Raw genomic sequence first — 26902 nt, 5'->3', positions numbered from 1 at the left:
TTTCGCCCCGGGTACCGCATGCATGTGATCGTCCTCGGCGCCGGCGTGATCGGCGTCGCTACCGCGTGGCACCTGCGCGAAGCGGGCTGCGACGTCACCGTGATCGAACGCGAGGCCGACGTCGCGCAGGCGACGAGCTTCGGCAACGCGGGCGTGATCGCGCCCGGCTACGTGACGCCGTGGGCCGCGCCCGGGATGCCGGGCAAGCTCGTCAAATACCTGTTTCGGCCCGCGTCGCCGCTGATCTTCCGTCCGACGCTCGATCCCGCGCAATGGCGCTGGATCGCACGCTGGCTGCGCGAATGCGAATTCGAACGGTTCCGCGCGAACAAGCAGCGGATGCAGCGCATCGCGTATTACAGCCGCGCGTGCCTCCATGCGTTTCGCGAGCGGCATCCGTTCGACTACGGCGCGAGCCGCGGCTATCTGCAGCTGCTGCGCAGCGCATTCGACGTCGACATGGTGCAGCCCGCGCTGAACGTGCTGCGCGATGCCGGCATCGCGTTTCGCGAGCTCGACGCGGCCGGCTGCATCGCGGTCGAACCGGGGCTGCGCTGGGCGCGGCAGGCGCCCGTCGGCGGCATCCATCTGCCCGACGACGAAGCCGGCGACTGCGCGCGCTTCACGCGCGAACTGCGGGCGCTCTGCGAAGCGAACGGCGTGGCATTTCGCTTCGGCACCGACGTGCGTGCGCTCGACGTCGCCGGCCGGCGTGCGCGCGGCGTGTGCATCGCGCCGGCCGGTCCGCACGGCGGCAACGGCGACGCTCGCGGCGATGCGGTGCTCGCCGCCGATGCGATCGTCGTCGCGCTCGGCGTCGACAGTGCCGATCTGCTGGGCCGGTACAGCATCGACGTGCCGCTGTATCCGGTGAAGGGCTATTCGGCGACGCTTTCCGTCGTCGACGACGAACGCGCGCCGCGGGCCGCGCTGATGGACGAGTCGCTCAAGACGGCGATCACGCGCTTCGGCCCGACGCTGCGCGTGGCCGGCACCGCGGAACTCGGCAACCGGCGCGCGGCACTGCGGCAGCGCGCGCTCGACACACTGCTGACCGTGCTCGACGACTGGTTTCCGCATGCGGCGGACCGCGCGTCGGTACGCTTCTGGGCCGGCCGCCGGCCGATGACGCCCGACGGGCCGCCGCTGCTCGGCGCGAGCGGAATCGACGGTCTCTGGCTGAACGTCGGCCACGGTTCGACCGGCTGGGCGATGTCGATGGGATCGGGCAAGGTACTCGCGGATCTCGTGACCGGCCGCGAACCGGAGATCGATCTGTCCGGCCTGACGCTCGCGCGCTACGCGCGTTAGGTCCGCTCGCCGGGCTCGCCGGGCCCGCGGTGCTCGAGGCACGCGATCGGCGCCGACACGATCGGCCGATGCGATACGCCTTCGTGCGACAGCCGGCTTTCGAACAGCGTCAGCGCATCGAAGCGCAGCGCGACCGGCCGCCCCGGCGCGCCGCCGTGCGCCGGCTGCCCGACCGCATCGCGCGGCAATCGCGCGAGCGTCACGTGCGGCCGGAACGGGCGCGGATCGGCCGGCAGGCCGAGTTCGGCGAGCGACGCCGCCAGCGCCGCGTTCAGCGCCGCACAGGCAGGCTCGCGCGCGAGTTCGGCGACGATCAGCCGCGCCCGCGGCAGGCTCGGCCACCACGCGATGCGCTCGACCGGCTGCGGCGGCAGCGGATGCGCGGCGGCCAGCACCGGCAGACGCGCCGCGAGCGCGTCGCATCGATCGCGCTCGATCGCGCCGATGAACGCGAGCGTCACGTGCAATTGCGCGGCGAGCGTGCGCCGCGCGCCGCGTGTGACCGGCAACGCGTGCAGCGCATCGCGCGATGCCGCATCGGGCATCAGCGCGACGAACACGCGCAGCCGGTCGCCGTTCATGATTCGCGGACGGCCACGCGCGGCTCGCTGACCGCCTCGGCCGCCGGACGCTGCGGCAGCGGCCCGTGCTCGCCCCATACGTCCGCCGGCAGCACACGCGCGAGTTCGGGAATCGTGTTGCGCGTGAAGACCGGATCGGCGACGCCTGCCGCACGCTGGCGACGATAGTCTCGCCACGCGGCATGCGCGTACTTGCCGAGCGCGACGATCGCGATCAGGTTGATGATCGCCATCAGCCCCATGCTCGTATCGGCCATCGCCCAGACGAGCGGCAGCTGCCCGACGCTGCCGAACATCACCATGCCGAGCACCGCAATGCGGAACAGCGGCAGCACGCCGCGCCGCTTCGTGATGAAGTCGACGTTGCCTTCCGCATACGCGTAATTGCCGATCACCGACGAGAACGCGAGGAAGAAGATCGCAACGGCCATGTAGATGCCGCCCCAGTCGCCGACGTGGCTCGAGATCGCACGCTGCGTCAGCGCCGCGCCTTCCATGCCGGTGCCGAGCTCATACTGGCCCGACAGCAGGATCACGAACGCGGTCGCGCTGCAGATCACGATCGTGTCGACGAACACGCCGAGCATCTGGATCAGCCCCTGCGTCACCGGATGCCGCGTGCTCGCCGTCGCGGCCGCGTTCGGCGCGCTGCCCATGCCGGCCTCGTTCGAGAACAGCCCGCGCTTCACGCCGATCGCGATCGCCTGGCTGACCGCATAGCCCGTCACGCCGCCCGCCGCCTGCCCGACGCCGAACGCGCTCTTCACGATCAGCGCGATCACGTCCGGCACGAGCGCGAGATGCGTCGCGACCGCGTAGACGGCGAGCGCGAGATAGCCGATCGCCATCACCGGCACGATCACCTGCGCGACGGACGCGATGCGTCGGATCCCGCCGAAGATGATCGGCGCGGTCAGCAGCACGAGGCCGAGGCCGACGGTCTCGCGGCGCCAGCCGAACGACGTGTTGAACGCATCGGCAATCGCATTGGCCTGCACCGCGTTGAACACGAAGCCGAACGCGAGGATCAGCGAGAGCGAGAACAGCACGCCGAAGCCGCGCGAGCGCAGCCCGGTCTGGATGTAGTACGCGGGGCCGCCGCGATACGAGCCGTCCGGGTGCGACACCTTGAAGATCTGCGCGAGCGTCGCCTCGACGAATGCCGACGACATCCCGACCAGCGCCGTCATCCACATCCAGAAGATCGCGCCCGGCCCGCCGACCGTCAGCGCGACCGCGACGCCCGCGATGTTGCCGGTGCCGACGCGGCTCGCCAGCCCCGTCGCGAATGCCTGGAACGACGAGATGCTGCCCGGTTCGCCCTTGCTGCCGACGAGCCGGATGCTGAGGAACAGCGCCTTCAGCTGAATCATCCGGAACCGCAGCGTGAACCACGCGCCCACGCCGAGCAGCAGCGCAATCAGCACGTAGTTCCACAGCACGCCGTTGACGGCATCGATCAGCCCATGCACGAGTGCTTCCATCCAGTGTCCTTACAAATAGGGTCAGTAACATGCAGCGGCCGCGAGCGGCCGAGGGGCGACATGATATGACAGTTTGCGAGGATCATTACAAAACGAAAGGATTCGCGATCGCGAAAAATAGCCTTCGAATGTGATCAGGTTAGGCGACGCTTCGCGAAAATGCGGCGCTCGTCGCGTGCGGGCGCGGCGCGCTGGCGGCGAGGCGAAGCTTGCCGAAGCCGAAGAAACGCGCTCAAGAAGCCGCATGCACGCAGGCGCGCGGCCGAAAAAAAACCGGGCGCCCTCTCGGACGCCCGGCTTCATCGAAACCCGCTCGCGGTGCTCAGCGCGGCAGTTCCGAATGCCCCATCAGGTACGCGTCGACCGAGCGCGCGCACTGGCGGCCTTCGCGGATCGCCCAGACGACGAGCGACTGGCCGCGGCGCATGTCGCCGGCCGCGAACACCTTGTCGACCGACGTGTAGTACGCGCGATCGCCTTCGGTCGCCGCGCGCGCGTTGCCGCGTGCGTCCTTCGCGACGCCGAACGCCTCGAGCACCGGCGCGGCCGGCTGCGTGAAGCCCATCGCGAGCAGCACGAGATCGGCCTTCATCTCGAACTCGGAGCCCGGCACTTCCTGCATCTTGCCGTCCTTCCACTCGACGCGCGCCGCGACGAGCTTCTCGACCTTGCCGTTCTTGCCTTCGAAGCGCTTCGTCGCGACTGCCCAGTCGCGCTCGCAGCCTTCCTCGTGCGACGACGACGTGCGCAGCTTGATCGGCCAGTACGGCCACACGAGCGGCTTGTTTTCCTCTTCCGGCGGCTGCGGCAGCAGTTCGAACTGCGTGACGTGCTTCGCGCCGTGGCGGTTCGAGGTGCCGACGCAGTCCGAGCCGGTGTCGCCGCCGCCGATCACGACGACGTGCTTGCCCTTCGCGAGCAACTGATCGACGAGCTTGTCGCCGGCGTTCACGCGGTTCTGCTGCGGCAGGAAGTCCATCGCGAAATGGATGCCGGCCAGTTCGCGGCCCGGCACCGGCAGATCGCGCGGCGTCTCGGAGCCGCCCGCGATCACGACCGCGTCGAACTCCTCCTTCAGCGTCTCCGGCGAGATCGTTTCCTTCGCGAGATTGCCGATCGACTCGGGCAGCGGATCCTTGCCAATGAACACGCTCGTGCGGAACGTCACGCCTTCCGCTTCCATCTGGCGCATCCGGCGATCGATCAGCCACTTCTCGAGCTTGAAATCGGGAATCCCGTAACGCAGCAGGCCGCCGATCCGGTCGTTCTTCTCGAACACCGTCACGTCGTGGCCCGCGCGCGCGAGCTGCTGCGCAGCCGCGAGGCCCGCCGGGCCCGAGCCGACGACGGCGACCTTCTTGCCCGTCTTGTGCGCGGCCGGCTGCGGCTTCACCCAGCCTTCGGCCCACGCCTTGTCGATGATCGCGTGCTCGATCGACTTGATGCCGACCGGATCGTTGTTGATGCCGAGCGTGCAGGCCGCTTCGCACGGCGCCGGGCAGATGCGGCCCGTGAACTCGGGGAAGTTGTTCGTCGAATGCAGGACTTCGATCGCCTGCTGCCAGTCCTGGCGGTAAACGAGATCGTTGAAGTCCGGAATGATGTTGTTGACCGGGCAGCCGTTGTTGCAGAACGGGATGCCGCAGTCCATGCAGCGCGCGCCCTGGATCTTCGCGTCCGCGTCGGACAGCGCCGCGACGAATTCCTTGTAGTGCTTCACGCGCGTGAGCGGTGCTTCGTACGCCTCGTGGCGGCGTTCGAACTCCAGAAAACCGGTTGCCTTGCCCATAAGGTGCTCTTCTGTTCGATGTATCGGGTGGGGGAGCCGCGCGCGGCGTTCATGCGCGCGCGGCCTTCGCTATGTCGTTCGTCGCTCAGGCGGCCAGCGCTTCCTTCGCCGCCTTCTTCGCACCGATCTCGCCCAGCGCGCGCTTGTATTCGTGCGGGAACACCTTCACGAACTGGCGCCGCGCCGCGTCCCAGTTTTCCAGCAGCGACTTCGCGCGCGGCGAGCCGGTGAACTGGAAGTGACGCTCGACGAGCCCCTTGAGCAACGCTTCGTCGGTCATGCCCGCATGCCAGAGCGCGCGGTCGACCGTGCGCTCCTGCTCGGCCTGCTGCAGCACCGGATCGAGCGCGACCATCGACTTGTTGCACTTCGCGGCGAACGTGCCGTCCGGGTCGTACACGTAGGCCACGCCGCCCGACATGCCGGCCGCGAAGTTGCGCCCCGTCTCGCCGAGCACGACGACCGTGCCGCCCGTCATGTATTCGCAGCCGTGGTCGCCCGTGCCCTCGACGACCGCCGTCGCGCCCGAGTTGCGCACGCAGAAGCGTTCGCCCGCGACGCCGCGGAAGAAGGCTTCGCCTTCGAGCGCGCCGTACATCACCGTGTTGCCGCAGATGATGTTTTCCTCGGACTTGCCGCGGAAGTCGTTGGTCGGACGAATGATGATGCGGCCGCCCGACAGACCCTTGCCGACGTAGTCGTTGCCGTCGCCGACGAGATCGAGCGTGACGCCCTTCGCGAGGAACGCACCGAAGCTCTGGCCGGCCGTGCCCTTCAGCTGGATGTGCACGGCGTCGTCCGCAAGGCCGTCGTGGCCGTGCTTCTTGGCGATCACACCCGACAGCATCGCGCCGACCGTGCGGTTCACGTTGCGCACCGGCTGGATGAACGACACATGCTCGCCGTTCTCGATCGCCGCCTTCGCCTTCTCGATCAGCACGTGGTCGAGCGCGCGCTCGAGCCCGTGATCCTGGCTTTCGACGTGGCGGCGGGCGACCTCCTCGCAGCCTTCCGGCTGGTAGAACACGCGCGAGAAGTCGAGCCCCTTCGCCTTCCAGTGCTCGACGCCCTTGCGCATGTCGAGCAGATCCGCGCGGCCGATCAGGTCGTCGAACTTCGCGATGCCGAGCTGCGCCATGATCTCGCGCACTTCCTCGGCGACGAAGAAGAAGTAGTTGACGACGTGCTCGGGCTGGCCCTTGAACTTCGCGCGCAGCACCGGATCCTGCGTCGCGACGCCGACCGGGCACGTGTTCAGGTGGCACTTGCGCATCATGATGCAGCCTTCGACGACGAGCGGCGCCGTCGCGAAGCCGAATTCGTCCGCGCCGAGCAGCGCGCCGATCACGACGTCGCGGCCCGTCTTCATCTGGCCGTCGGCCTGCACGCGGATACGGCCGCGCAGGCGGTTCAGCACGAGCGTCTGCTGCGTTTCCGCGAGGCCGAGCTCCCACGGCGTGCCCGCATGCTTGACCGACGACAGCGGCGATGCGCCGGTGCCGCCGTCATGGCCGGCGATCACGACGTGATCGGCCTTCGCCTTCGCGACGCCTGCCGCGACCGTGCCGACGCCCACCTCCGACACGAGCTTCACCGAGATGCTCGCGGCCGGATTCACGTTCTTCAGGTCGTGAATCAGCTGCGCGAGATCCTCGATCGAGTAGATGTCGTGGTGCGGCGGCGGCGAGATCAGGCCGACGCCCGGCACCGAGTAACGCAGCTTGCCGATGTACTCGGACACCTTGTGGCCCGGCAGCTGGCCGCCTTCGCCCGGCTTCGCGCCCTGCGCCATCTTGATCTGGATCTGGTCGGCCGACGCGAGATACTCGGCCGTCACGCCGAAGCGGCCCGACGCGACCTGCTTGATCTTCGAGCGCAGCGAATCGCCTTCCTTCAGCGGAATGTCGGAGACGACTTCGTCGCCGATCACCGACTTCAGCGTCTCGCCGGCCTTGATCGGAATGCCGCGCAGCTCGTTGCGATAGCGGTTCTCGTCTTCGCCGCCTTCGCCGGTGTTCGACTTGCCGCCGATCCGGTTCATCGCGATCGCGAGCGTCGCGTGCGCTTCGGTGCTGATCGAGCCGAGCGACATCGCGCCCGTCGCGAAGCGCTTGACGATTTCCTTCGCCGGTTCGACGTCGTCGATCGGGATCGCCTTGGTCGGCTGGACCTTGAACTCGAACAGCCCGCGGAACGTCATGTGACGCTTGGTCTGATCGTTGATCAGATGCGCGTACTCCTTGTACGTCTGGTACGAGTTGCTGCGCGTCGCGTGCTGCAGCTTCGCGATCGAGTCGGGCGTCCACATGTGGTCTTCGCCGCGCACGCGGTACGCGTACTCGCCGCCCGCGTCGAGCATGTCGCGCAGGACCGGGTTGTCGCCGAACGCGTCGCGGTGCAGGCGGATCGCCTCTTCCGCGACTTCGAACAGGCCGATCCCGCCGACCTTCGATGCGGTGCCCTTGAAGTACTTCTCGACGAGGTCGCTCGACAGGCCGAGCGCTTCGAAAATCTGCGCGCCCGTGTACGACATGTACGTCGAGATGCCCATCTTCGACATCACTTTCTGCAGGCCCTTGCCGATCGCCTTCGTGAAGTTGTAGATCGCCTTCTCCGGCGACAGGTCGCCCGACAGCCCTTCAGCCATCTTCGCGAGCGTCTCCATCGCGAGGTACGGATGCACGGCTTCCGCGCCGTAGCCGGCGAGCAGCGCGAAGTGATGCGTTTCGCGCGCCGAGCCCGTCTCGACGACGAGGCCCGTGCTCGTGCGCAGCCCTTGCTGGACGAGGTGCGTGTGGATCGCCGAAGTAGCGAGCAGCGCCGGAATCGCGACATGCTCGGCATCCGTCTTGCGGTCCGACACGATCAGGATGTTGTAGCCGGACTTCACGGCGTCGACGGCTTCCGCGCACAGCGACGCAAGACGCGCCTCGATGCCTTCCTTGCCCCACGCGACCGGGTAGCAGATGTTCAGTTCATACGCGCTGAACTTGCCGCCTGTGTATTGATCGATCGCGCGGATCTTCGCGATGTCCTTGAAGTCGAGCACCGGCTGCGACACTTCGAGACGCATCGGCGGGTTGATGTTGTTCGTGTCGAGCAGGTTCGGCTTCGGGCCGATGAACGACACGAGCGACATCACCATGTTCTCGCGGATCGGGTCGATCGGCGGGTTCGTGACCTGCGCGAACAGCTGCTTGAAGTAGTGATAGAGCGTCTTGTTCTTGTTCGACATCACCGCGAGCGGCGAGTCGTTGCCCATCGAGCCGACCGCTTCCTCGCCCTGCTGCGCCATCGGCGCCATCAGGAACTTCAGGTCTTCCTGCGTGTAGCCGAACGCCTGCTGGCGGTCGAGCAGCGACGCGCCCTGCGCGCGGCCGGCCGCGACTTCCTCGGCCTTCGGCTCGATCTCGTCGAGCTTGATGCGCACGGCGTCGATCCAGCTCTTGTACGGCTTCGCGTTCGCGAGGTTGTCCTTGAGCTCCTTGTCGTCGATGATGCGGCCGTGTTCCATGTCGATCAGGAACATCTTGCCCGGCTGCAGACGCCATTTCTTGACGATCTTCGATTCCGGAATCGGCAGTGTGCCGGCTTCCGACGCCATGATGACGAGGTCGTCGTCGGTGACGATGTAGCGCGCCGGACGCAGCCCGTTACGGTCGAGCGTCGCGCCGATCTGGCGGCCGTCGGTGAACGCGATCGCGGCCGGGCCGTCCCACGGCTCCATCATCGCGGCGTGGTATTCGTAGAACGCGCGGCGGTTCTCGTCCATCAGCGTGTGCTGTTCCCACGCTTCCGGGATCATCATCATCACCGCGTGCACGAGCGGATAGCCGGCCATCACGAGCAGTTCGAGACAGTTGTCGAACGATGCGGTGTCCGACTGGCCCGGATAGATCAGCGGCCAGAGCTTCGGCAGATCGTCGCCGAGCACGTGCGAGGCGATCGCGCCGGTGCGCGCGTTCAGCCAGTTCACGTTGCCCTTCACCGTGTTGATCTCGCCGTTGTGCGCGATCATCCGGTACGGGTGAGCCAGTTCCCACGCGGGGAACGTGTTGGTCGAGAAGCGCTGGTGCACGAGTGCGAGCGCCGACACGACGCGCTCGTCCTGCAGGTCGCGGTAGTACACGCCGACCTGGCCCGCGAGCAGCAGCCCCTTGTAGACGACCGTGCGCGCCGACATCGACGGCACGAAGTATTCCTTGCCGTGCTTGAGCTTGAGCGCCTGGATGCGGTGGCTCGCGGTCTTGCGGATCACGTACAGCTTCCGCTCGAGCGCGTCGGTCACCATGATGTCCTTGCCGCGGCCGATGAAGATCTGGCGGATCAGCGGCTCGCTCGCCTTCACGGCCGGCGAAATCGGCATCGTGTGGTCGACCGGCACGTCGCGCCAGCCGAGCACGACCTGCCCTTCGGCCTTCACCGTGCGCTCGAGCTCCTGCTCGCACGCGAGACGCGAGGCGTTTTCCTTCGGCAGGAAGATCATCCCCACCCCGTATTCGCCGGCCGGCGGCAGCGTCACGCCCTGCTTCGCCATCTCCTCGCGATAGAACGCGTCGGGAATCTGAATCAGGATGCCCGCGCCGTCGCCCATCAGCGGATCGGCGCCGACCGCGCCGCGGTGATCGAGGTTCTCGAGGATCTTCAGCCCTTGCTGAATGATCTCGTGGCTCTTCTTGCCCTTGATGTGGGCGACGAAGCCGACGCCGCAGGCGTCGTGTTCGTTTTGCGGGTCGTAGAGACCTTGTGCGGCGGGCACCGCGGCGAGCGGCTGCTGGTGGTCGTTCATGGGGACACCGTCGTAAAGGGGCCCGGAGGGCCGTTGAACCATTTTGTTGTTTGCCGCCGATCCCGCTCCCGGCGGGAGACGGCGCGGCCGACGATGGAAGGGCGCGCTTCGCCCGGGCCACCGGAATTCGGAATATACGCGACGAATCAAAGGAATAGCAACAAAAACCGCTTGATCGAACCCCATTTAAAAGCGCGCCTCGATCTGGTGCCGTTTTATTGGGGACGTATCGTTTTGGTGCAAAAAGAAGCGGCGCCCGCAGCGCCGCTTCCCTGGCCGCCGTCGGCCCTTACTGCTGGATCGGCGGCGTGTTCTCGCGCACCTTTCTGGGGCGTCCGCGCGGCAGCGGCGACACGCGCCGGTTGGCGGTGCGCGCCGCCCACTCGCGGTAGGTTTCGCCGCCGAGCACCCAGCCCTTCAGCGTCGCCTGCTGCAGCTGGTCGGCCTGACGCTCGTCGAGCGGCTGCTCGCACAGCTCCTTGTAGGCGCGCTGCCGCTCGAACGGCGTGTTGCCGAGCGCCCAGTAGAGCGGATGGTCGGTGATCAGGCTGTCGACGGTGAGCCCGACGTGATGCCGGTAGCTCGACCATCGGTATGCGTCGGGCGTCGCGACGAGCTGCGCGCGCACCGGGCTCAACTCCACCACGCGGCTCGCGAGCAGGAAATAGCGTTCGCCTTCGATGACGGTCGCGCGGTAGCGGCCTTCCCACAGCGTGCCGCGCCGCGAGTAGCGCCGGTTGAAATGGGCGACGTAGCGGCGCCCCACCGCCTGCATCGCCTTCGGCAGGCTCGCCTCGTCGCTCGGCGTGACGAGCAGCTGAACCTGACGCGGCAGCAGCACGTAGGCGTGCACCGAGAGGTGATGATCGCGTGCGGCGGCCTTCAGACAATCGATGAAGAGTTCGTAGTCCTGGTCGTCAACGAACGCGGGTTGCTGATCCAGGCCGCGCAGTATCACGTGCTGCGGCTGGTCGGGTACGTAGAGTCGTGCTAACCGTGCCATGCTGAATGTCCGTTTGAACGCGTTAGGAAATACCCGGGGGTCCGAATGTGCGCACCTGCGTGGAATGCCCGCGCGGCGGTGCGCGAAAGCGTACGGTCGTACTAAACCTAGGGAGAAAACTCTAGCTTACGAGCTTGTTTGGTTTTAAACGCAGTCGTCATAATGAGCACGCCTTTGATCGGAGGAGACACAATGAAACGAAAACTGGCCATTACGGGGGCCGCGGCGCTCGCATTCGCACTGGCGGGCGGCACGGCACACGCACAATCTGCAGGTAGTTTTTACGTCAGCACCGGCTGGTTTCACCTGTCCCCGCAGGACAGCAGCGACCCGCTCTTTGTCTATGGCGTCGGCGGCACGCCCGTCAATCAGTCCGTTCCCAACACCGGTGCGGGCATCAACGATGCCGACACGCTCGGCCTGGCGACCGGCTACTTCCTCACCGACCACATTTCCACCGAATTCGTCCTCGGTGTGCCGCCGAAGTTCGACATCACCGGAAAAGGTCAGTTCGCGAACTTCGGCGTGCTCGGCCGCGCGTATCAGTGGAGCCCCGCACTGCTGCTGCGCTACCACTTCAACGACGCGAACGCGAAATTCCGCCCGTATGTCGGCATCGGCGCGACGTACGTCTGGTTCACCGGCGCGAAGATCACGAACACCGCGTTCGAGAACGGCGTGCTCGGCGGCCCCACCAGTGCAACGACGAGCAATCAGTGGGCCCCGGTCTTCAACGCAGGCTTCACGTACAACTTCACGAAGCACTGGTTCGCCGGCCTGTCGATTTCGTACGTGCCGGTGAGCGTCACCGCGACTTTCACCACCGCTCGCCGCACGCAGGTCGGCACGCTGACCGAAACCTCGAAAGCCCACATCTCGCTGAACCCGATCGTCACGTACCTGAACGTCGGCTACCGTTTCTAAGCGTAGTCGAATATTTGGGGAATGGTTAATGCCGCTGCAATTTGTAGCGGAATTTTCCCGCCGTAACGTCTCCGCGATGCAAAACGCCCCGGCCAAACCGCGCCGGGGCGTCGTCTTTTCGCGTCAGGCTCGTTGGCGCGCTAGGCCGCGCCCTGCACGACGTCGTCGAGCGCGTGCGGCCCGATCAGGTCGATCCGGTCCGTGCAGACCGCGTCGACACCCCAGCGCACCAGCTCGCGCGCCCGCGCGAGGTCGTTCACCGTGTAAACCAGGATGCGCAGCCCGGCCGCCTTGATCGCGCGCACCTGCGTTTCGTCGAGATGCGTATGGTCGGCGTGCAGCGACACGCAGCCGAGCGCGTCGACGACTTGCGCGTGCCAGTCCGGCGGCACCGTTTCGTACAGCATCCCGCGCGGCAGCTCGGGCGCCGTCTCACGCGCCTCGCGCAGCGCCTCGAACGAGAACGACGACAGCAGCGGCGGCACCGCCGCGCCGCGCCAGTATGCGGCCGCGTCGGCGGCCACGCGCCGCCCGGTGTCGCGCTCGCGGCCCGGGCACGGCTTGATCTCGACGTTCGCCGCGAGACCGAGCGCGATGCAGCGAGCAGCCGCCGCCTCGAGCGTCGGCATCCGCTCGCCGGCAAAGCGCGCGTCGCGCCACGCGCCCGCGTCGAGCGCCGCGAGCGCCGCATAGCGCATGCCCGCGGCGGCGCCCCGGCCGTTCGAGGTGCGCTCGACCGTGTCGTCGTGCAGCAGGAACGTGACGTCGTCGGCCGACAGCTTCGCGTCGAACTCGACCATTCGATGGCCGCGCCGCGCGCCTTCGTCGAGCGCCGCGAGCGTGTTCTCGGGCGCGAGCGTGCCGCCGCCGCGGTGCGCGACCACGCGCGGATAGGGCCAGTCGAAGCGGGAAGTCATCGTCAGCCTCTCTGCGGATTCAGTCGGCGCGCCGGCCGGTTTCGGGATCGAAGAAATGCAACCGGTGCGCAGGCAAGGCGACCGCGAGCGCGCTGCCGCGCGCCGGACGCTCCGCGTGCGGCAGCCGCACCGCGACGTCGTGACTGCCCCAGCGGCCGTGCGCGAGATTGTCGGCGCCGAGCAGTTCGCACGAATCGACCGGCAGCGTCGCGTGCGGGACGCCGGGCTGCGGCGTCATGTGTTCCGGACGCACGCCGAGCACCCAGTCGCGGCCGCTCGCGATCGCGCCGCCGATGCCGGGCGCGCCGGCCACCGGCAGCGCCGGCCCGCCGCCCGCGACGGCAAACGTCGCGCCGTCGTCCGACAGCCGGCCCTGCAGTAGATTCATCGCCGGCGATCCGATGAAGCCCGCGACGAACACCGTCGCCGGCCGTTCGTACACGTCGACCGGCGCGCCGATCTGCTCCGCATAGCCGCGGTTCATCACGATCACGCGCTGCGCGAGCGTCATCGCCTCGATCTGGTCGTGCGTCACGTAGACGCTCGTCGTCGCGAGGCGCGCGTGCAGCCGCTGGATCTCGAGCCGCATCTGCACGCGCAGCTTCGCGTCGAGATTCGAGAGCGGCTCGTCGAACAGAAACACCGACGGCTCGCGCACGATCGCACGGCCCATCGCGACGCGCTGGCGCTGTCCGCCCGACAGCTCGCGCGGCCGGCGCGCGAGCAGCGGTTCGAGCTCGAGGATCTTCGCGGCCGCGGCGACGCGCGCGTCGATCGTCGCGCGGTCGATGCCGCGGATCTTCAGCCCGTAGCCCATGTTCTGCGCGACCGTCATGTGCGGATACAGCGCATAGTTCTGAAACACCATCGCGATATCGCGATCCTTTGGCTCCAGCGCGTTCACGACGCGCCCGCCGATCGCGATCTCGCCGTCGGTCACGGACTCGAGCCCCGCGATCATCCGCAGCAGCGTCGACTTGCCGCAACCCGACGGGCCCACCAGCACGATGAATTCGCCGTCGGCGATCTCCACGTCGATGCCGTGCAGCACGTGCTGCTTGCCGTCGTACGATTTCCTGACGCCCTTCAAGCTCAGCGCAGCCATACCCGATCCATCTCCCGTTTGCGTGCGTCGTTCATTTTTCGGAGTCGACGAGGCCGCGCACGAACCAGCGCTGCATCGCCAGCACGACGACGAGCGGCGGCACCATCGCCAGCAGCGTCGCCGCCATCACGTATTGCCATTCGGTCGCCGCGTCGCCGCTCGCGATCATCGTCTTGATCCCGACCACCGCCGTCGACAGCGACGCCTCCGTCGTGATCAGGATCGGCCACAGATACTGGTTCCAGCCGTAGATGAACGTGATCACGAACAGCGCGGCGATGCTCGTCTTCGACAGCGGCAGCACGACGTCCCAGAAAAAGCGCAGCGGGCCCGCGCCGTCGATGCGCGCGGCGTCCATCAGCTCGTCGGGCAGCGTCATGAAGAACTGGCGGAACAGGAAGGTCGCGGTCGCCGACGCGATCAGCGGCAGCGTGAGCCCCGCATAGCTGTTCGTCAGATGCAGCGTCGACACGACCTGCACGGTCGGAAAGATCCGCACTTCGACCGGCAGCATCAGCGTGACGAAGATCAGCCAGAACGCGGCGTTGCGAAACGGAAAGCGGAAATAGACGATCGCGTACGCGGACAGGATCGACACCGCGATCTTGCCGACCGCGATCCCGAGCGCCATCGCGAAGCTGTTCAGCAGCAGTCGGCCGAACGGCGCGGTCGTGCCGCCGCTGCCGTGCCCCCAGATGTACGCGACGTTCTCGAACAGATGCGTGCTCGGCACGAGCGACAGCGGCACCGTGAATACTTCCTGCGCGTTCATCGTCGCCGCGCAGAACGCCACGTACACCGGAAACACGATCAGCACGACGCCGGCGATCAGCACCGCGTGGCAGAACAGGTCGAAGCCCTTGCGATTTTCGATCATGCGTATTGCACCCTGCGTTCGACGAAGCGGAACTGGATCACGGTGAGCCCGACCACGATGATCATCAGCACGACCGACTGCGCGCCGGAGCTACCGATGTCGAGGCCCTGAAAGCCTTCCGCGAAGATCTTGTAGATCAGCGTCTTCGTGCTCTGCGCCGGGCCGCCGCCGGTGGCGGCATCGATCACCGGGAACGTGTCGAAGAAGGCGTAGACGAGGTTCACGACGAGCAGGAAAAAGCTCGTCGGCGACAGCAGCGGCAGCACGATGTTGAAAAAGCGCCGCACCGGGCCCGCGCCGTCGATCGCGGCCGCCTCGATCAGCGAACGCGGGATCGCCTGCAGCCCCGCGTAGAAGAACAGGAAGTTGTAGCTGACCTGCTTCCACACCGACGCGAGCACGACGAGGAACATCGCCTGACCGCCGTTCAGCGCGTGGTTCCACACGACGCCCTGCTTCGCGAGCGCATACGTGACAAGCCCGATGCTCGGGTTGAACAGGAACGCCCACAGCACGGCCGCGATCGTCGGCGCGACCGCGTACGGCCAGATCAGCAGCGTGCGATACGCGCGCGCGCCGCGCGTCACGCGATCCGCGCATGCGGCGAGCAGCAGCGACACGATCAGCCCGCTCACCGTGACGAGCGCACTGAATACCAGCGTCGTGCGAAACGAGTCGAGATAGAGCGGATCGGCGAACAGATGCGTGAAGTTCGCGAGGCCGACGAACTCGCTCGACGTGCCGAACGCGTCCTGCATCTGCGTCGACTGCCACAGCGCGACGCCGGCCGGCCAGAGGAAGAACACGGCGGTGATCGCGAGTTGCGGCGCGATCAGCAGATACGGCAGCAGGCTCGTGCCGAAACGGGAACGGGATTGCATCGCGGAGATCCGGTCAGACGAAACGGAAACGAAGCCGCGCCGCGCGCCGCATGTGCGACGCAGCCGCGGCACGGCGCGAGACGGGCTCAGCCGCCCGACTTCTCGAAGCGGCGCAGCAGTTCGTTGCCGCGCGACGCCGCCGCGTCGAGCGCGTCCTTCGGCGACTTCTTCTGCGCCCACACCTGCTCGAGCTCTTCGTCGACGACGGTACGGATCTGCGGCATGTTGCCGAGGCGCAGCCCCTTCGTGTAGGGCAGCGGCGGCTTGTTCAGCATCTGCTTGATCGCGGTTTCGGCGCTCGGATTCTTCGCATAGAAGCCCTGCTGGCGCGTGAGGTCGTAGGCGGCGGTCGTGACCGGCAGGTAGCCCGTCTCCTGGTGCCATTTCGCGGCGATCGGCGGCGACGCGAGGAACGCGAGGAATTTCGCGACACCCTTGTACGTCGCCGGATCCTTGCCGGCCAGCACCCACAAACTGGCGCCGCCGATGATCGCGTTCTGCGGCGCGCCCTTCACGTTCGCGTCGTACGGCATCATCCCCGTCCCGTAGCTGAACTTCGCGAATTTCTGCACGTTCGCGAGCGCGCCCGACGACGTCGTCATGATCCCGCAGTCGCCGCTATAGAACTTCGCTGATGCCTCGTCCTTGCGGCCCGCGTACGTGAACGTGCCGTCCTTCGCCATCTCTTGCAGGAACGCGACGTGCGCGATCTGCTGCGGCTTGTTGAACTCTAGCACCGCGTCCGCGCCGTCGAAGCCGTTGTTGCGGCTCGCGAACGGCAGCGCATGCCACGCGCTGTAGTTCTCGAGCTGGATCCAGCCCTGCCAGCCCGTCGTGAAGCCGCACGTCATGCCGGCCTTGCGCAGCTTCTCCGAATCGGCCTTCACGTCCGCCCAGGTCTTCGGCGGCTGGTTCGGGTCGAGCCCGGCCTTCTTGAACGCGTCCTTGTTGTAGTACAGCACCGGCGTCGAACTGTTGAACGGCATCGACACGAGATGGCCCGTCTTCGCGTCGCTGTAGTAGCTCGCGATGGTCGGCACGAACGCCTTTTCGTCGAGCGGCACGCCGGCCTGCTTGAACACGTCGTACACCGGCACGACGGCCTTCTTCGCCTGCATCATCGTGGCCGTGCCGACTTCGTACACCTGCAGGATCGCCGGCGCGTTGCCGCTGCGATAGGCGGCGATGCCGGCCGCGAGCGTCTGGTCGTAGGTGCCCTTGAAGACCGGCACGATCTTGTAATCGCTCTGCGACGCGTTGAATTGCGTCGCCAGCTCGTTCACGCGCTCGCCGAGCGCGGCTTCCATCGCGTGCCAGAACTGGATCTCCGTCACCGCGAATGCCGCATGCTGCACACCGAACATCAGCGCGCCGCCGAGCACGATCGAACGAACCACGGTCCCCGCAGGCTTCTTCTTCATCGACCTCTCCTATGAAAACGTTACCAACAGCGTGTGCAACCTTCCCGTCGCCGTTGAACCGGCGAAGTCTAGTGATCGTTTATGACAGTCAGTTGTCGTTGACGACGAACAGCCGCTGGTACTCCTTCAGCGCGAAGCGGTCGGTCATCCCGGCGATGTAATGCGCGACGAGACGCGGCTGCTGCGCGCGATCGTCGGACTGATAGGGCGGCGGCAGCAGGCGCGGATCGTCGATGAACGCATCGAACAGCCCGGTGACGACGCGCTGCGCCTTGCTCGCCATGCGCATCACCTTGTAGTGGCGATACAGGTTCTTGAACAGGAAACGCTTGAGCGCGGCCGCCTGCGCGGCCACGGGCTCGCTGTGCGACACGAGCGGCGGCGCCGCGCGCACGTCGTCGATCGATGCGGGCGCGACGCGCGCGAGATTGCGCGTCGTTTCGTCGATCAGGTCGACGATCAGCGTGTTGATGATGCGGCGCACCGTCTCGTGCACGAGGCGACGGCCTTCGAGATGGGGAAATTCGGCGAGCGCCTGCTCGTAGTGGCGCTGCCACAGCTCGACCTCCGCGAGCTGCTCGATCGTGATCAGCCCCGAGCGCAGACCGTCGTCGACGTCGTGATTGTTGTAGGCGATCTCGTCCGCGATGTTCGCGAGCTGCGCTTCGAGCGACGGCTGCCGCCCCTGCAGGAAACGCTCGCCGAGCGCACCGAGCTTGCGCGCGTTCTCGCGCGAGCAATGCTTCAGGATCCCTTCGCGCGTTTCGAAACACAGGTTCAGCCCGTTGAACGCGCCGTAGTGTTCCTCGAGCTCGTCGACGACCGCGAGGCTCTGCAGGTTGTGTTCGAAGCCGCCATATTCGCGCATGCAGGCGTTCAGCGCATCCTGCCCGGCATGGCCGAACGGCGTATGGCCGAGATCGTGCGCGAGCGAAATCGCTTCGACGAGATCCTCGTTCAGGCGCAGGTTGCGCGCGACCGAACGCGCGATCTGCGCGACTTCGAGGCTATGCGTGAGACGTGTGCGGAACAGGTCGCCTTCGTGATTGACGAAAACCTGCGTCTTGTATTCGAGCCGGCGAAACGCGGTGGAGTGAACGATGCGGTCGCGGTCGCGCTGGAATTCGGTGCGCGCCGCGGGCGGCGCCTCCGGGTAGCGGCGGCCGCGCGATTGCGATGCATGCGCGGCATACGGAGCGAGGTGGGCTTCCAGCGCCGCCAGCGTGGGCGGCTCGACGACGGCGGCGGCGGCTGGGCCGCGGCCGGTTTCGGGCAGATGGCGGCTGGATGTCTCGCTCACGTCTCCTCCATGTCAGGGGCGCCGGGCGTCCGGGGCGCGATTACCGGGTCGTGTGCGCCAGTGTAGCGAACACCGCTTCGTCGGGCGCCTGCGTGATCAGCGTATCGCCGAAGCGCTTCAGCAAGATGAACTTGATCGCGCCGGCTTCGGCCTTCTTGTCGACGCGCATCAGTTCCATGTAGCGCGCGTCGCCGAGCGCCGGGCCGCGCGTCGGCAGATGCGCGGCCGCGATCACCGCGTCGAGCCGCTGCCGCGACGCGTCGTCGAGCAGCCCGAGCCGCACCGACAGATCGGCTGCCATCACCATCCCGCAGCCGACCGCCTCGCCGTGCAGCCATTCGCCGTAGCCGAGGCCCGCCTCGATCGCGTGGCCGAACGTATGTCCGAAATTGAGGATCGCGCGCAGGCCGCCCTCGCGCTCGTCCGCCGCGACGACGCTCGCCTTGATCTCGCACGACCGCTTCACCGCGTGCGCGAGCGCCGCGGGATCGCGCCGGTTCAGCGCGTCGACGTTCGCCTCGATCCAGTCGAAGAATGCGGCATCGGCGATCGCGCCGGTCTTGATGACCTCGGCGATGCCGGCCGTGAGCTCGCGCTCGGGCAGCGTCGTCAGCGCGCCGATGTCGGCGATCACCGCCTGCGGCTGGTAAAACGCGCCGATCATGTTCTTGCCGAGCGGATGATTGATGCCCGTCTTGCCGCCGACCGACGAATCGACCTGTGACAGCAGCGTGGTCGGCACCTGGATGAACGGCACGCCGCGCATGTAGCAGGCGGCGGCAAAGCCCGTCATGTCGCCGATCACGCCGCCGCCGAGTGCGACGAGCGTCGTCTTGCGATCGGCGCGCTCGCCGAGCAGCCCGTCGAAAATGAGGTTCAGCGTTTCCCAGTTCTTGTAGGCTTCGCCGTCGGGCAGCACGACCGTCGACACGTGCTTGCCGAGCGGCGCGAGCGCCGCGCGCAGCGCGTCGCCGTAGAGCGGATCGACCGTCGTGTTCGTGACGATCGTCACCGACGAACCTTTGATGTGGGGAGCGAACAGCTCGGCGCGGCCGATCAGGCCGGCGCCAATGTGAATCGGGTAGGCGCGGTCGCCCAGATCGACGTTGACAGTAATCATGCTTGTAGCGGCTTGGCGACGACGCCCGCCAGTTCGAGTTGCATCAGCACCATGTTGACGAGACCGTTGACGGACGGGCGGCCCGTTTCGATCACGAAGTCCGCGCATTCGCGGTACAGCGGGTCGCGCACTTCGTAGAGCGCTTCGAGACGGGCCTTCGGATCGTCGGTCTGCAGCAGCGGACGATTTTTGTCCTTGCGCGTGCGAAGCCACAGATCGTGCGGGTTGGCGCGCAGATAGACGACGATGCCGTTGCCTTTCAGGCATGCGCGATTCTCGGCCCGCAGCACCGCGCCGCCGCCCGTCGCCAGCACGATGTTCTCGCGCTGCGTGAGCTCGGCGATCATCTGCGCTTCGCGGTCGCGAAACCCGGCCTCGCCCTCCAGCTCGAAGATCACCGGAATGCGCGCGCCCGTGCGGGCCTCGATTTCGTGGTCGGAGTCGAAGAACGTCCTGTCGAGCCGGCGCGCGACCGCACGGCCCACGGTGGTCTTACCCGCTCCCATAAGGCCGACGAAAAATACGTTTGCATGTGGGTCCCGCGCTTGCAACGGCTTCCTCTGCTTCAATCTTGCTGGTGTGTGGCGCAGCTTACTGGCAAAGCGACTGCCTTGTCGAGCCTGCGCCACCCGCTTCCGGCCCCGATTTCTCGGCATTTTCGTCGGCTGTGCCGGGCGGGCCGCACCCTGCGCTGACGATCGTCGGCGTGATGAATACGACCAGTTCGCTACGCTGCTCGCGCTGCGCGCGATGCCGGAAAAGCGCGCCCAGAACCGGTATTTTGCCCAACAGCGGCACCCGCGTCACATCGTGCCGATGCAGCCGCTCATAGATCCCGCCGATCGCGACCGTGCCGCCGTCGTCGACTTCGACGCGCGTCTGCACGTGTTTCGTATGGATCGCGGGGCCGGCCGCGGTCGGTTCGCCGACGCTGTCCTTCGTCACGTCGAGGTCGAGCACGACGCGCCCGTCCGGCGTGATCTGCGGCTCGACCTCGAGCTTCAGCGTCGCGCGGCGGAACTGCACGCCCGTCACGCCGTTGCCGACCTTTGCCTGATACGGCAGCTCCGCGCCCTGCTCGACGAGCGCCTTCGCGCGATCGGCCGTAACGACGCGCGGGCTCGACACGATCTGGCCGCGCCCCTGCGCCTCCAGCGCGCTCAGCTCGACGTCGAGCACGCGGCTGAGCGGCGCGGCGAGCAGCGTGAAGCCGGCCGTCGCCGCCTCGAAGCCGGCGAGCGGCCGCGCGGCCAGATCGAGCGCCGTGCGGGCGCCGGCCGGGGATGCGGCAGCTTCGGCCGCCGCCGGCCGCGCTTGCGCGCGCAGCGCGAGCCGGGCGCCGAGATGACGAGAAAAGCCCTGCTCGCCCTCGACGATGCGCGCCTCGATGCGCACCTGCCGCGACGGCCGGTCGAGTGCCGCGATCAGATCGGCGATCTGCGCGATGCGCGGCGCGAGATCGGTGACGAACAGCAGGTTCGTGCGCGCATCGGCGGCCGCGGCACCGCGCTTCGACAGCAGGCGCTGGCCGGTCGAGCCGGCCAGCAGCCGCTGCACGTCCTGCGCGCGCGCATAGTGCAATTCGAACCGGCGGCTCTCGAGCGGCTCCAGATCGACGGCACGCGCGTGCGTTTCGAAGCGCTCGCGCTCGCGCACCGCCAGTTCGGCGGCCGGCGTCACCCAGACGATGTCGCCGCGCCGGGACATCGCGAGCCCGTGCGTGTCGAGCAGCGTGTCGAATGCATCGCGCCAGCGGACATTGTTCAGACGCAAGGTCACGGTGCCGCGAACCTGCTCGCTCACGACGATGTTCAGGCCCGTGAAGCGTGCGAATGCATCGAAGGCGGCCGTCAGGTCCGCGCGCTGCAGGTTCAGCGAAATGCGGCGCGTGTCGTCCGCGTCGCCTGCGCGATGCGCGGCCGCGTCGTTCATGCGCGCGGGCGGCGGCAGCGGGATCGGCGGCCCTTCGAGCGCCGGTGCCGGCGCGGCCGGTTGCGCGTGCTGCGCGACGCGGGATGCGTGCTCGAACGGCGGCGGGCTCGCGCCCGGTGAGGCGGGTTCGTGCGTGCGGTCGGTCTGGGCGTGGGGCGCCGCGCGACCGGCCGCACCGTCGATTGCGTCATCGATCGCGCCGTCCGGCACGCCCGGCGGCAGCGGCGCCTCGCGCGCTTCAGCCATCGTGGAGGCGACCGGCCACGCCGCAGGCAGCGGCGGCAACGCGGCGTTCGCCGCAACCGCGCCGAGGCCGAGGCCGACGGCGCCGACTCCGATGCCGCACCAGACCGCGATGCCGTACCGGTTAAGCTTCGTCACGAGCGGCCTCCGTCTTCGAGTGCGAGCCGCCGCGGGCCGTCCGACGTCGACAGCGTCACGGCGCCCGCATCGACGCGCGCAACGCGCAACGCACCGAGCGCGTCGCCGGCCCGCACGGCCGTGAAGCCGCCATCGCCGTCGTCGAACAGCACCAGCGCGCTGCGCATGTCGCGGATCAGCCCGGCAAGGCGCGGCAACCGCCCGTCGGCCGTCGCGAACGCCTCCGCGCCGCCGAACGGATCGCCATTCACGGCAGGTGTTGCCGCGCCGCTAGCCGCGATGCCGGGCAGGGTCGGAAATACGTCGACCGACATGTCGATCCTCACGCCATCGGGACCGCGCTCGACACGCAGCGTCGCCGGTACCGCGAGCACCGAAAAATCGGCCAGCGCGCCGATTGCGCGCGCGGGCGCCGCGGGTTCGCCGGCCGCGACGAGCCGCACCGTACGGCGACCGTCCGCCGCCGCACGGTCGGCCTTCAGCGGCTCGACCGATACGACGTGCAGCCCGCTCGATGCAACGAGGTCGGCCAGCTCGAGCATCAGCGCGCCCCACTCGCGCACGGGCGGCGTACCGTCGCCGGCTGCGGCGAGCTGTCTCGCGTTTCGCTGCGGCGCGGCCGTTTCGAGCACGCGCTCGAGGTCCGCGACGCGCGTCCGCGCCGCCTGCAGAAGCGCGCCGCTGCGCGCGAGCCCGCTCCAGTCGGCCGCATTCGACAGATGAATGCCGCCCGCCAGCACGGCAGCGAACGCCAACGCGCAGCCGGCAGCATGCATGGCGGCCGGCGACACGCGCCGCCTGATACGTGGCCATGCCGCGAGGAGCGGCCCGCCTGCGATCGCGATCGTCGTCATGCGCCGTCTCCCGGCGTCGCGCGCCGCGGCGTCGCGTCGCGCCAGCGCACGTGCGCGGAAAATGCGATCGGCGCGCCCGCCGCAACGGGCGCCGCCGCCGAAGCCGGTTTCAATGCGTCGACGTCGATTCGCGCGTCCCGCTGCTCGCGCGCGACGCCGGCGAGCCAACGCGCACCCGCGCGGTAGCTCGCCGCGCGCACGTCGAGCACGACGCCGGAACGCGTCGCATGCAGCGCGTCGATGCGCACCGTGTCGTCGCGCACTTGCGCGAGTGTCGCGAGCAGCGCGCTCACGCGCCGGTGTGGCTCCGCCAGCGCGACTGCCTGCGCGTCGCGCTGCGTGACGGCGCCTGCCGTACGCGCCGCACGCTTCGCCGCAGCGGCCTGCGGCTCCAGTTCCCGCAACCGTACGTCGAGACGCAGGCGCTCGGCGTCCATGTCGAGCCGCCGCCACGTGCAGCCCGCGGTCCACAGGCCGACGCCGAGCGCGGCGAGCAGGATCGCCGCACCGCACTGCGCGGCCTGACGCCGCCGCAGCGCACGCGCGACGCGCTCGCGGTACGGCAGCAGGTTGAAGCCGTCGAGCCGAAGCGGACCGGCCGCATGCAAGCGCTTCGCGATCATTCCCACACCCCGCGCAGCGCAAGCCCGAACGCGACCGCGAACGCCGGTGCGCTCGGCACACCGGCCGGCGCGATCGGACGCCCGTCCCACCCGGTACAGTCGAACGGCACCGACGTCGCGCCGAGCGCGTCGCCGATATCGGCCAGCGACAGGCCGAAGCGCGCGACACATCGTTCGTCGCCCGCTACCAGCACGCAGCCGACCGGCTCCGGCGCACCCGCGCGCAACGCATCGGCCAACGCGCCCGGCATGTCGGCGGGCAGCGCGAGCATCGGCGCGGCGAGCGCACCGTCGATGCGCCAGCCGCGCACGCCCGCGTCGGAGAACCACAGCGCGGCGTACGGCCCCTGAGCGTCGAGCTCGAACTGCGCCGCGTAGCGCAGCGCGCGCAGTGCGGCGGCCGATTCGCTATCGACGGCTGTCAGGTCGATCCCCGCTTGCGCGGCGACGTCGATCCGCCGTTCGAGCAACGCCAGCGGTGCGGCCGCGACCGCGATCTCCTGCGCGCACGCGCCGTCGTCGTGCCGCCAGTCGAACGCGATGCTGTCCGGCGCAAGCCCCGAGATGCGCTCGGCAGCCTGCCGCGCCGCATCGGCGACGTCGTCGCGCCCCGCCAGATCGAGCGTGGCCGTGCGCATCTCGTCGTCGCGCAGCGCCATCACGCCGCGCGTGTCGCAGCGCACGCCGGCGCCGGTGAGCCGCGCGACGGCAGCCGACAGCGCCCGCGCGACTGCCGCCCAGCGCGCATCGGCGCCCTCCGGCAGTGCGAGCGGTTCCCGCTCGAGCGCTTCGATCCGCACGTCGGCCACGCGGCCGCGCCGGCTCAGCACCACGATCCTGACCTCCCCCGCGCCGACGTCGATACCCGTCGATCGGTGCCTGCCCGGCACGAAGCGCGCCGCCGCCCATCGTCCTGTCATTCCAGCCTCCCGCGATCGTCGCAGCCCATGCCGCGATCCGAGGCCCGATTCTGGCGAGCGGTGCGCGCCGCCGACAGTCGACCGAACGGCCAATGGCGCACGAGCCGGCCGCCGGGCTATGCTGATCTCGGCACGGTCGCGCGGTTGCCCGGCCGCTCCCCCCGCGCCGGGGCCGCCTCCGGCGGGCAGCTATAATCGCGGGACTGTTTTCCGGTATGCCTATGCAATCCACGTCTCCTACGCCCCCGCCTCCATCCCCGGAGCCGAAGAAGCGCCCCTGGTGGCAAAAAGCGCTGTTCGGCTTCGCCGCGATGTGCGTGGCGCTCGTCGTGGCCGGCGGCCTCGTGCTCGGCTATGCGCTCGTCGTCGCATGGCCGAACATGCCGTCGCTCGACGCGCTGACCGACTATCGGCCGAAGGTGCCGCTGCGCATCTATACGTCCGATCACGTGCTGATCGGCGAATTCGGCGAGGAACGCCGCGACATCGTCCATTTCAAGGACGTCCCCGATTCGCTGAAAAAGGCGATCCTCGCGATCGAGGACGCGCGCTTCTACGATCACGGCGGCGTCGACCTCACCGGCATCCTCCGCGCAGGCGTCGTCGCGCTGACGAACGGCCACGCGACACAGGGCGCGAGCACGATCACGATGCAGGTCGCGCGCAACTTCTTCCTGTCGAGCGAGAAGACGTACACGCGCAAGATCTACGAGATGCTGCTCGCGTACCGGATCGAGCGCGCGCTCACGAAGGATCAGATTCTCGAGGTCTATATGAATCAGATCTATCTCGGCCAGCGCGCGTACGGCTTCGCGAGCGCCGCGCGCGTCTATTTCGGCAAGGACCTGAAAGACATCACGCTCGCCGAAGCGGCGATGCTCGCGGGGCTGCCGAAGGCGCCGTCCGCGTACAACCCGGTCGTCAATCCGAAGCGCGCGAAGGTGCGCCAGGAGTACATCCTGCAGCGGATGCTCGAGCTGAACTTCATCACGCGCGAGCAGTACGACGAAGCCGTCGCGCAGCCGCTCGTCGTCAAGGGCGCGGGTCGCGAGTACAGCGTGCATGCCGAATACGTCGCGGAAATGGTGCGCCAGATGATGTATGCGCAATACCGCGAGGAAACCTACACGCGCGGCTTCAACGTCATCACGACGATCGATTCCGCCGATCAGCAGGTTGCGTATACCGCGCTGCGCAAGGGCATCATGGATTACGAGCGGCGCCACGGCTATCGCGGGCCGGAAGGCTTCATCGAGCTGCCTTCGGGCGCGGACGAGCGCGAACAGGCCATCGACGACGCGCTGCTCGAGCACCCGGACAACGGCGAGCTGATCGCGGCCGTCGTCACGGCCGCGAGCCCGCGCCAGATCACCGTCGCGTTCATCGACGGCAGCAGCGCGACGGTCGAAGGCGAGAACCTGCGCTTCGCGGCCGGCGCACTGTCGGCGAACGCGCAGCCGAACCGTCGCATTCGTCCGGGCGCAATCGTTCGCGTCGTGAAAAACGACGCGGGCAAATGGTCGATCACGCAGTTGCCGCAGGTCGAAGGCGCGTTCATCTCGATCGTGCCGCAGGACGGCGCGATCCGCTCGCTGGTCGGCGGCTTCGACTACAACAAGAACAAGTTCAACCACGTGACGCAGGCGTGGCGGCAACCCGGTTCGTCGTTCAAGCCGTTCATCTATTCGGCATCGCTCGACAAGGGGCTCGGGCCGGCCACGATCATCAACGACGGGCCGCTCTATTTCAGTGCGGCGGAAACCGGCGGCCAGCCCTGGGAACCGAAGAACTACGGCGGCGGCTTCGAAGGGCCGATGTCGATGCGCACCGCGCTGCAGCGCTCGCGCAACCTCGTGTCGATCCGGATCCTCAATCACATCGGCACGAAGTACGCGCAGCAGTACATCACGCGGTTCGGCTTCGACGCCGATCGCCATCCGGCCTACCTGCCGATGGCGCTCGGCGCCGGCCTCGTCACGCCGCTGCAGATGGCCGGCGCGTATTCGGTGTTCGCGAACGGCGGCTATCGCGTGAACCCGTATCTGATCGCCGAAGTCACCGATCCGAACGGTGCGATCGTCGCGCGCGCACAACCGCTCATGGCCGAGCAGAATGCGCCGCGCGCGATCGATGCGCGCAACGCGTACGTGATGAACAGCCTGTTGCAGAGCGTCGCGCAGCGCGGCACCGGCGCGAAGACCAACGTGCTCAAGCGCACGGATCTCGCGGGCAAGACCGGCACGACCAACGATTCGCACGATGCGTGGTTCGCCGGCTATCAGCACACGCTCGCCGCGATCGCGTGGATCGGCTACGACAACCCGCGCAGTCTCGGCGATCGCGAAACCGGCGGCGGCCTCGCGCTGCCGGTATGGATCGACTACATGGGTGCGGCGCTCAAGGGCGTGCCCGACTTCAAGCCGACGATGCCCGACGGCGTCGAATCGCTCGGCGGCGAGCTGTATTTCACCGACTTCACGCCCGGCCACGGCTTCGTGTCGACCGTCGGCGTGCCGCAGGCGCCCGCATCGCAAGAGGTCGACGATGCCGTGCCGCATGTCGACGAGCAGGAAAAGCAGGACATCATGAACCTGTTCCGCGGCCACTGATCGGCGGCCCCCGCATGAGAAAAGCGCCTTTGAACTGCACCCCAAAAGTTGGATACCGATCCAACCTTTGGGGTGTTTTTC

The 26902-nt window shown here is 68.0% G+C and carries 20 protein-coding genes; 3 read left to right on the top strand and 17 right to left on the bottom strand.

Annotated elements, in window-relative coordinates; genetic code table 11:
• Nucleotides 1-18 precede the first annotated feature (18 nt).
• Entirely contained in the window at nt 19-1311 is a 1293-nt protein-coding gene (locus ACSHSS_RS18415) for a D-amino acid dehydrogenase (RefSeq protein ID WP_261513222.1), read from the top strand.
• Here ACSHSS_RS18415 and thpR read toward each other — a convergent pair.
• The 5 genes from thpR to ACSHSS_RS18390 all read right to left on the bottom strand — a co-directional run bounded on the left by thpR (nt 1308) and on the right by ACSHSS_RS18390 (nt 10957).
• Nucleotides 1308-1892: an RNA 2',3'-cyclic phosphodiesterase gene (gene thpR, locus ACSHSS_RS18410; RefSeq protein WP_261513221.1), complete on the bottom strand. Its 585-nt coding sequence runs from the start codon at nt 1890-1892 to the stop codon at nt 1308-1310. The genes ACSHSS_RS18415 and thpR overlap by 4 nt on opposite strands.
• Nucleotides 1889-3376: an alanine/glycine:cation symporter family protein gene (locus tag ACSHSS_RS18405; RefSeq protein WP_261513220.1), complete on the bottom strand. Its 1488-nt coding sequence runs from the start codon at nt 3374-3376 to the stop codon at nt 1889-1891. Before ACSHSS_RS18405 ends, thpR begins: the two co-directional genes overlap by 4 nt.
• A 322-nt stretch (nt 3377-3698) precedes the next feature.
• The gene (locus ACSHSS_RS18400) at nt 3699-5165 is read right to left on the bottom strand and encodes a glutamate synthase subunit beta (RefSeq protein WP_006400608.1); all 1467 of its coding nucleotides are present in this window, start codon (nt 5163-5165) and stop codon (nt 3699-3701) included.
• A gap of 85 nt (nt 5166-5250) precedes the next feature.
• A complete protein-coding gene (locus ACSHSS_RS18395) occupies nt 5251-9954 on the bottom strand; it encodes a glutamate synthase-related protein (protein ID WP_445545340.1) in 4704 nt (1567 codons plus the stop codon).
• A 289-nt stretch (nt 9955-10243) separates the two neighbouring features.
• Nucleotides 10244-10957, bottom strand: coding sequence for a transposase (locus ACSHSS_RS18390; RefSeq protein WP_006400610.1), 714 nt, complete (start codon nt 10955-10957; stop codon nt 10244-10246).
• A gap of 192 nt (nt 10958-11149) precedes the next feature.
• On the opposite strand from ACSHSS_RS18390, the gene ACSHSS_RS18385 reads away from it, so the two are divergent.
• Nucleotides 11150-11881 (top strand): OmpW/AlkL family protein, encoded by a 732-nt coding sequence (locus tag ACSHSS_RS18385; protein WP_006406998.1) that lies wholly within the window; start codon nt 11150-11152, stop codon nt 11879-11881.
• Between the two features lie 140 nt (nt 11882-12021).
• Here the strand turns inward: ACSHSS_RS18385 and ugpQ are convergent, their stop codons facing one another.
• From ugpQ to ACSHSS_RS18325, 12 genes are all read right to left on the bottom strand, one after another.
• Nucleotides 12022-12798: a glycerophosphodiester phosphodiesterase gene (gene ugpQ / locus ACSHSS_RS18380; protein WP_261513218.1), complete on the bottom strand. Its 777-nt coding sequence runs from the start codon at nt 12796-12798 to the stop codon at nt 12022-12024.
• A 19-nt stretch (nt 12799-12817) separates the two neighbouring features.
• Nucleotides 12818-13903 (bottom strand): sn-glycerol-3-phosphate import ATP-binding protein UgpC, encoded by a 1086-nt coding sequence (locus ACSHSS_RS18375; RefSeq protein WP_261513217.1) that lies wholly within the window; start codon nt 13901-13903, stop codon nt 12818-12820.
• A 31-nt stretch (nt 13904-13934) separates the two neighbouring features.
• Nucleotides 13935-14780 carry a sn-glycerol-3-phosphate ABC transporter permease UgpE gene (ugpE, locus tag ACSHSS_RS18370; RefSeq protein WP_006407001.1) on the bottom strand — a complete coding sequence of 282 codons (846 nt, stop codon included), beginning with the start codon at nt 14778-14780 and terminating at the stop codon, nt 13935-13937.
• Nucleotides 14777-15661, bottom strand: a complete 885-nt coding sequence (gene ugpA, locus ACSHSS_RS18365) for a sn-glycerol-3-phosphate ABC transporter permease UgpA (protein ID WP_261513216.1) — start codon at nt 15659-15661, stop codon at nt 14777-14779. Before ugpA ends, ugpE begins: the two co-directional genes overlap by 4 nt.
• 86 nt (nt 15662-15747) lie before the next feature.
• Complete coding sequence (ugpB, locus tag ACSHSS_RS18360; RefSeq protein WP_105841631.1) at nt 15748-17082, bottom strand: sn-glycerol-3-phosphate ABC transporter substrate-binding protein UgpB; 1335 nt, start codon at nt 17080-17082, stop codon at nt 15748-15750.
• An 88-nt stretch (nt 17083-17170) separates the two neighbouring features.
• A complete protein-coding gene (locus tag ACSHSS_RS18355; RefSeq protein WP_261513250.1) occupies nt 17171-18358 on the bottom strand; it encodes a deoxyguanosinetriphosphate triphosphohydrolase in 1188 nt (395 codons plus the stop codon).
• Between the two features lie 64 nt (nt 18359-18422).
• Nucleotides 18423-19502, bottom strand: a complete 1080-nt coding sequence (aroB, locus tag ACSHSS_RS18350; RefSeq protein ID WP_261513215.1) for a 3-dehydroquinate synthase — start codon at nt 19500-19502, stop codon at nt 18423-18425.
• On the bottom strand, nt 19499-20053 hold the full coding sequence (locus ACSHSS_RS18345; protein ID WP_012467729.1) for a shikimate kinase: 555 nt from the start codon (nt 20051-20053) through the stop codon (nt 19499-19501). Before ACSHSS_RS18345 ends, aroB begins: the two co-directional genes overlap by 4 nt.
• Before the next feature lie 40 nt (nt 20054-20093).
• Nucleotides 20094-21815 carry a type IV pilus secretin PilQ gene (locus ACSHSS_RS18340; RefSeq protein ID WP_261513214.1) on the bottom strand — a complete coding sequence of 574 codons (1722 nt, stop codon included), beginning with the start codon at nt 21813-21815 and terminating at the stop codon, nt 20094-20096.
• Nucleotides 21812-22669: a pilus assembly protein gene (locus ACSHSS_RS18335; protein WP_261513213.1), complete on the bottom strand. Its 858-nt coding sequence runs from the start codon at nt 22667-22669 to the stop codon at nt 21812-21814. The genes ACSHSS_RS18340 and ACSHSS_RS18335 overlap by 4 nt, the downstream gene beginning before the upstream one ends.
• Nucleotides 22666-23292, bottom strand: a complete 627-nt coding sequence (locus ACSHSS_RS18330; protein WP_261513212.1) for a fimbrial protein — start codon at nt 23290-23292, stop codon at nt 22666-22668. Before ACSHSS_RS18330 ends, ACSHSS_RS18335 begins: the two co-directional genes overlap by 4 nt.
• On the bottom strand, nt 23289-24212 hold the full coding sequence (locus ACSHSS_RS18325) for a hypothetical protein (protein ID WP_043279568.1): 924 nt from the start codon (nt 24210-24212) through the stop codon (nt 23289-23291). The genes ACSHSS_RS18330 and ACSHSS_RS18325 overlap by 4 nt, the downstream gene beginning before the upstream one ends.
• A gap of 221 nt (nt 24213-24433) precedes the next feature.
• On the opposite strand from ACSHSS_RS18325, the gene ACSHSS_RS18320 reads away from it, so the two are divergent.
• On the top strand, nt 24434-26821 hold the full coding sequence (locus ACSHSS_RS18320) for a penicillin-binding protein 1A (protein ID WP_439954756.1): 2388 nt from the start codon (nt 24434-24436) through the stop codon (nt 26819-26821).
• Nucleotides 26822-26902 lie beyond the last annotated feature (81 nt).

It is taken from the genome of Burkholderia sp. BC1 (assembly GCF_052683555.1).
This window is presented reverse-complemented; position numbering and strand designations above follow the sequence as displayed.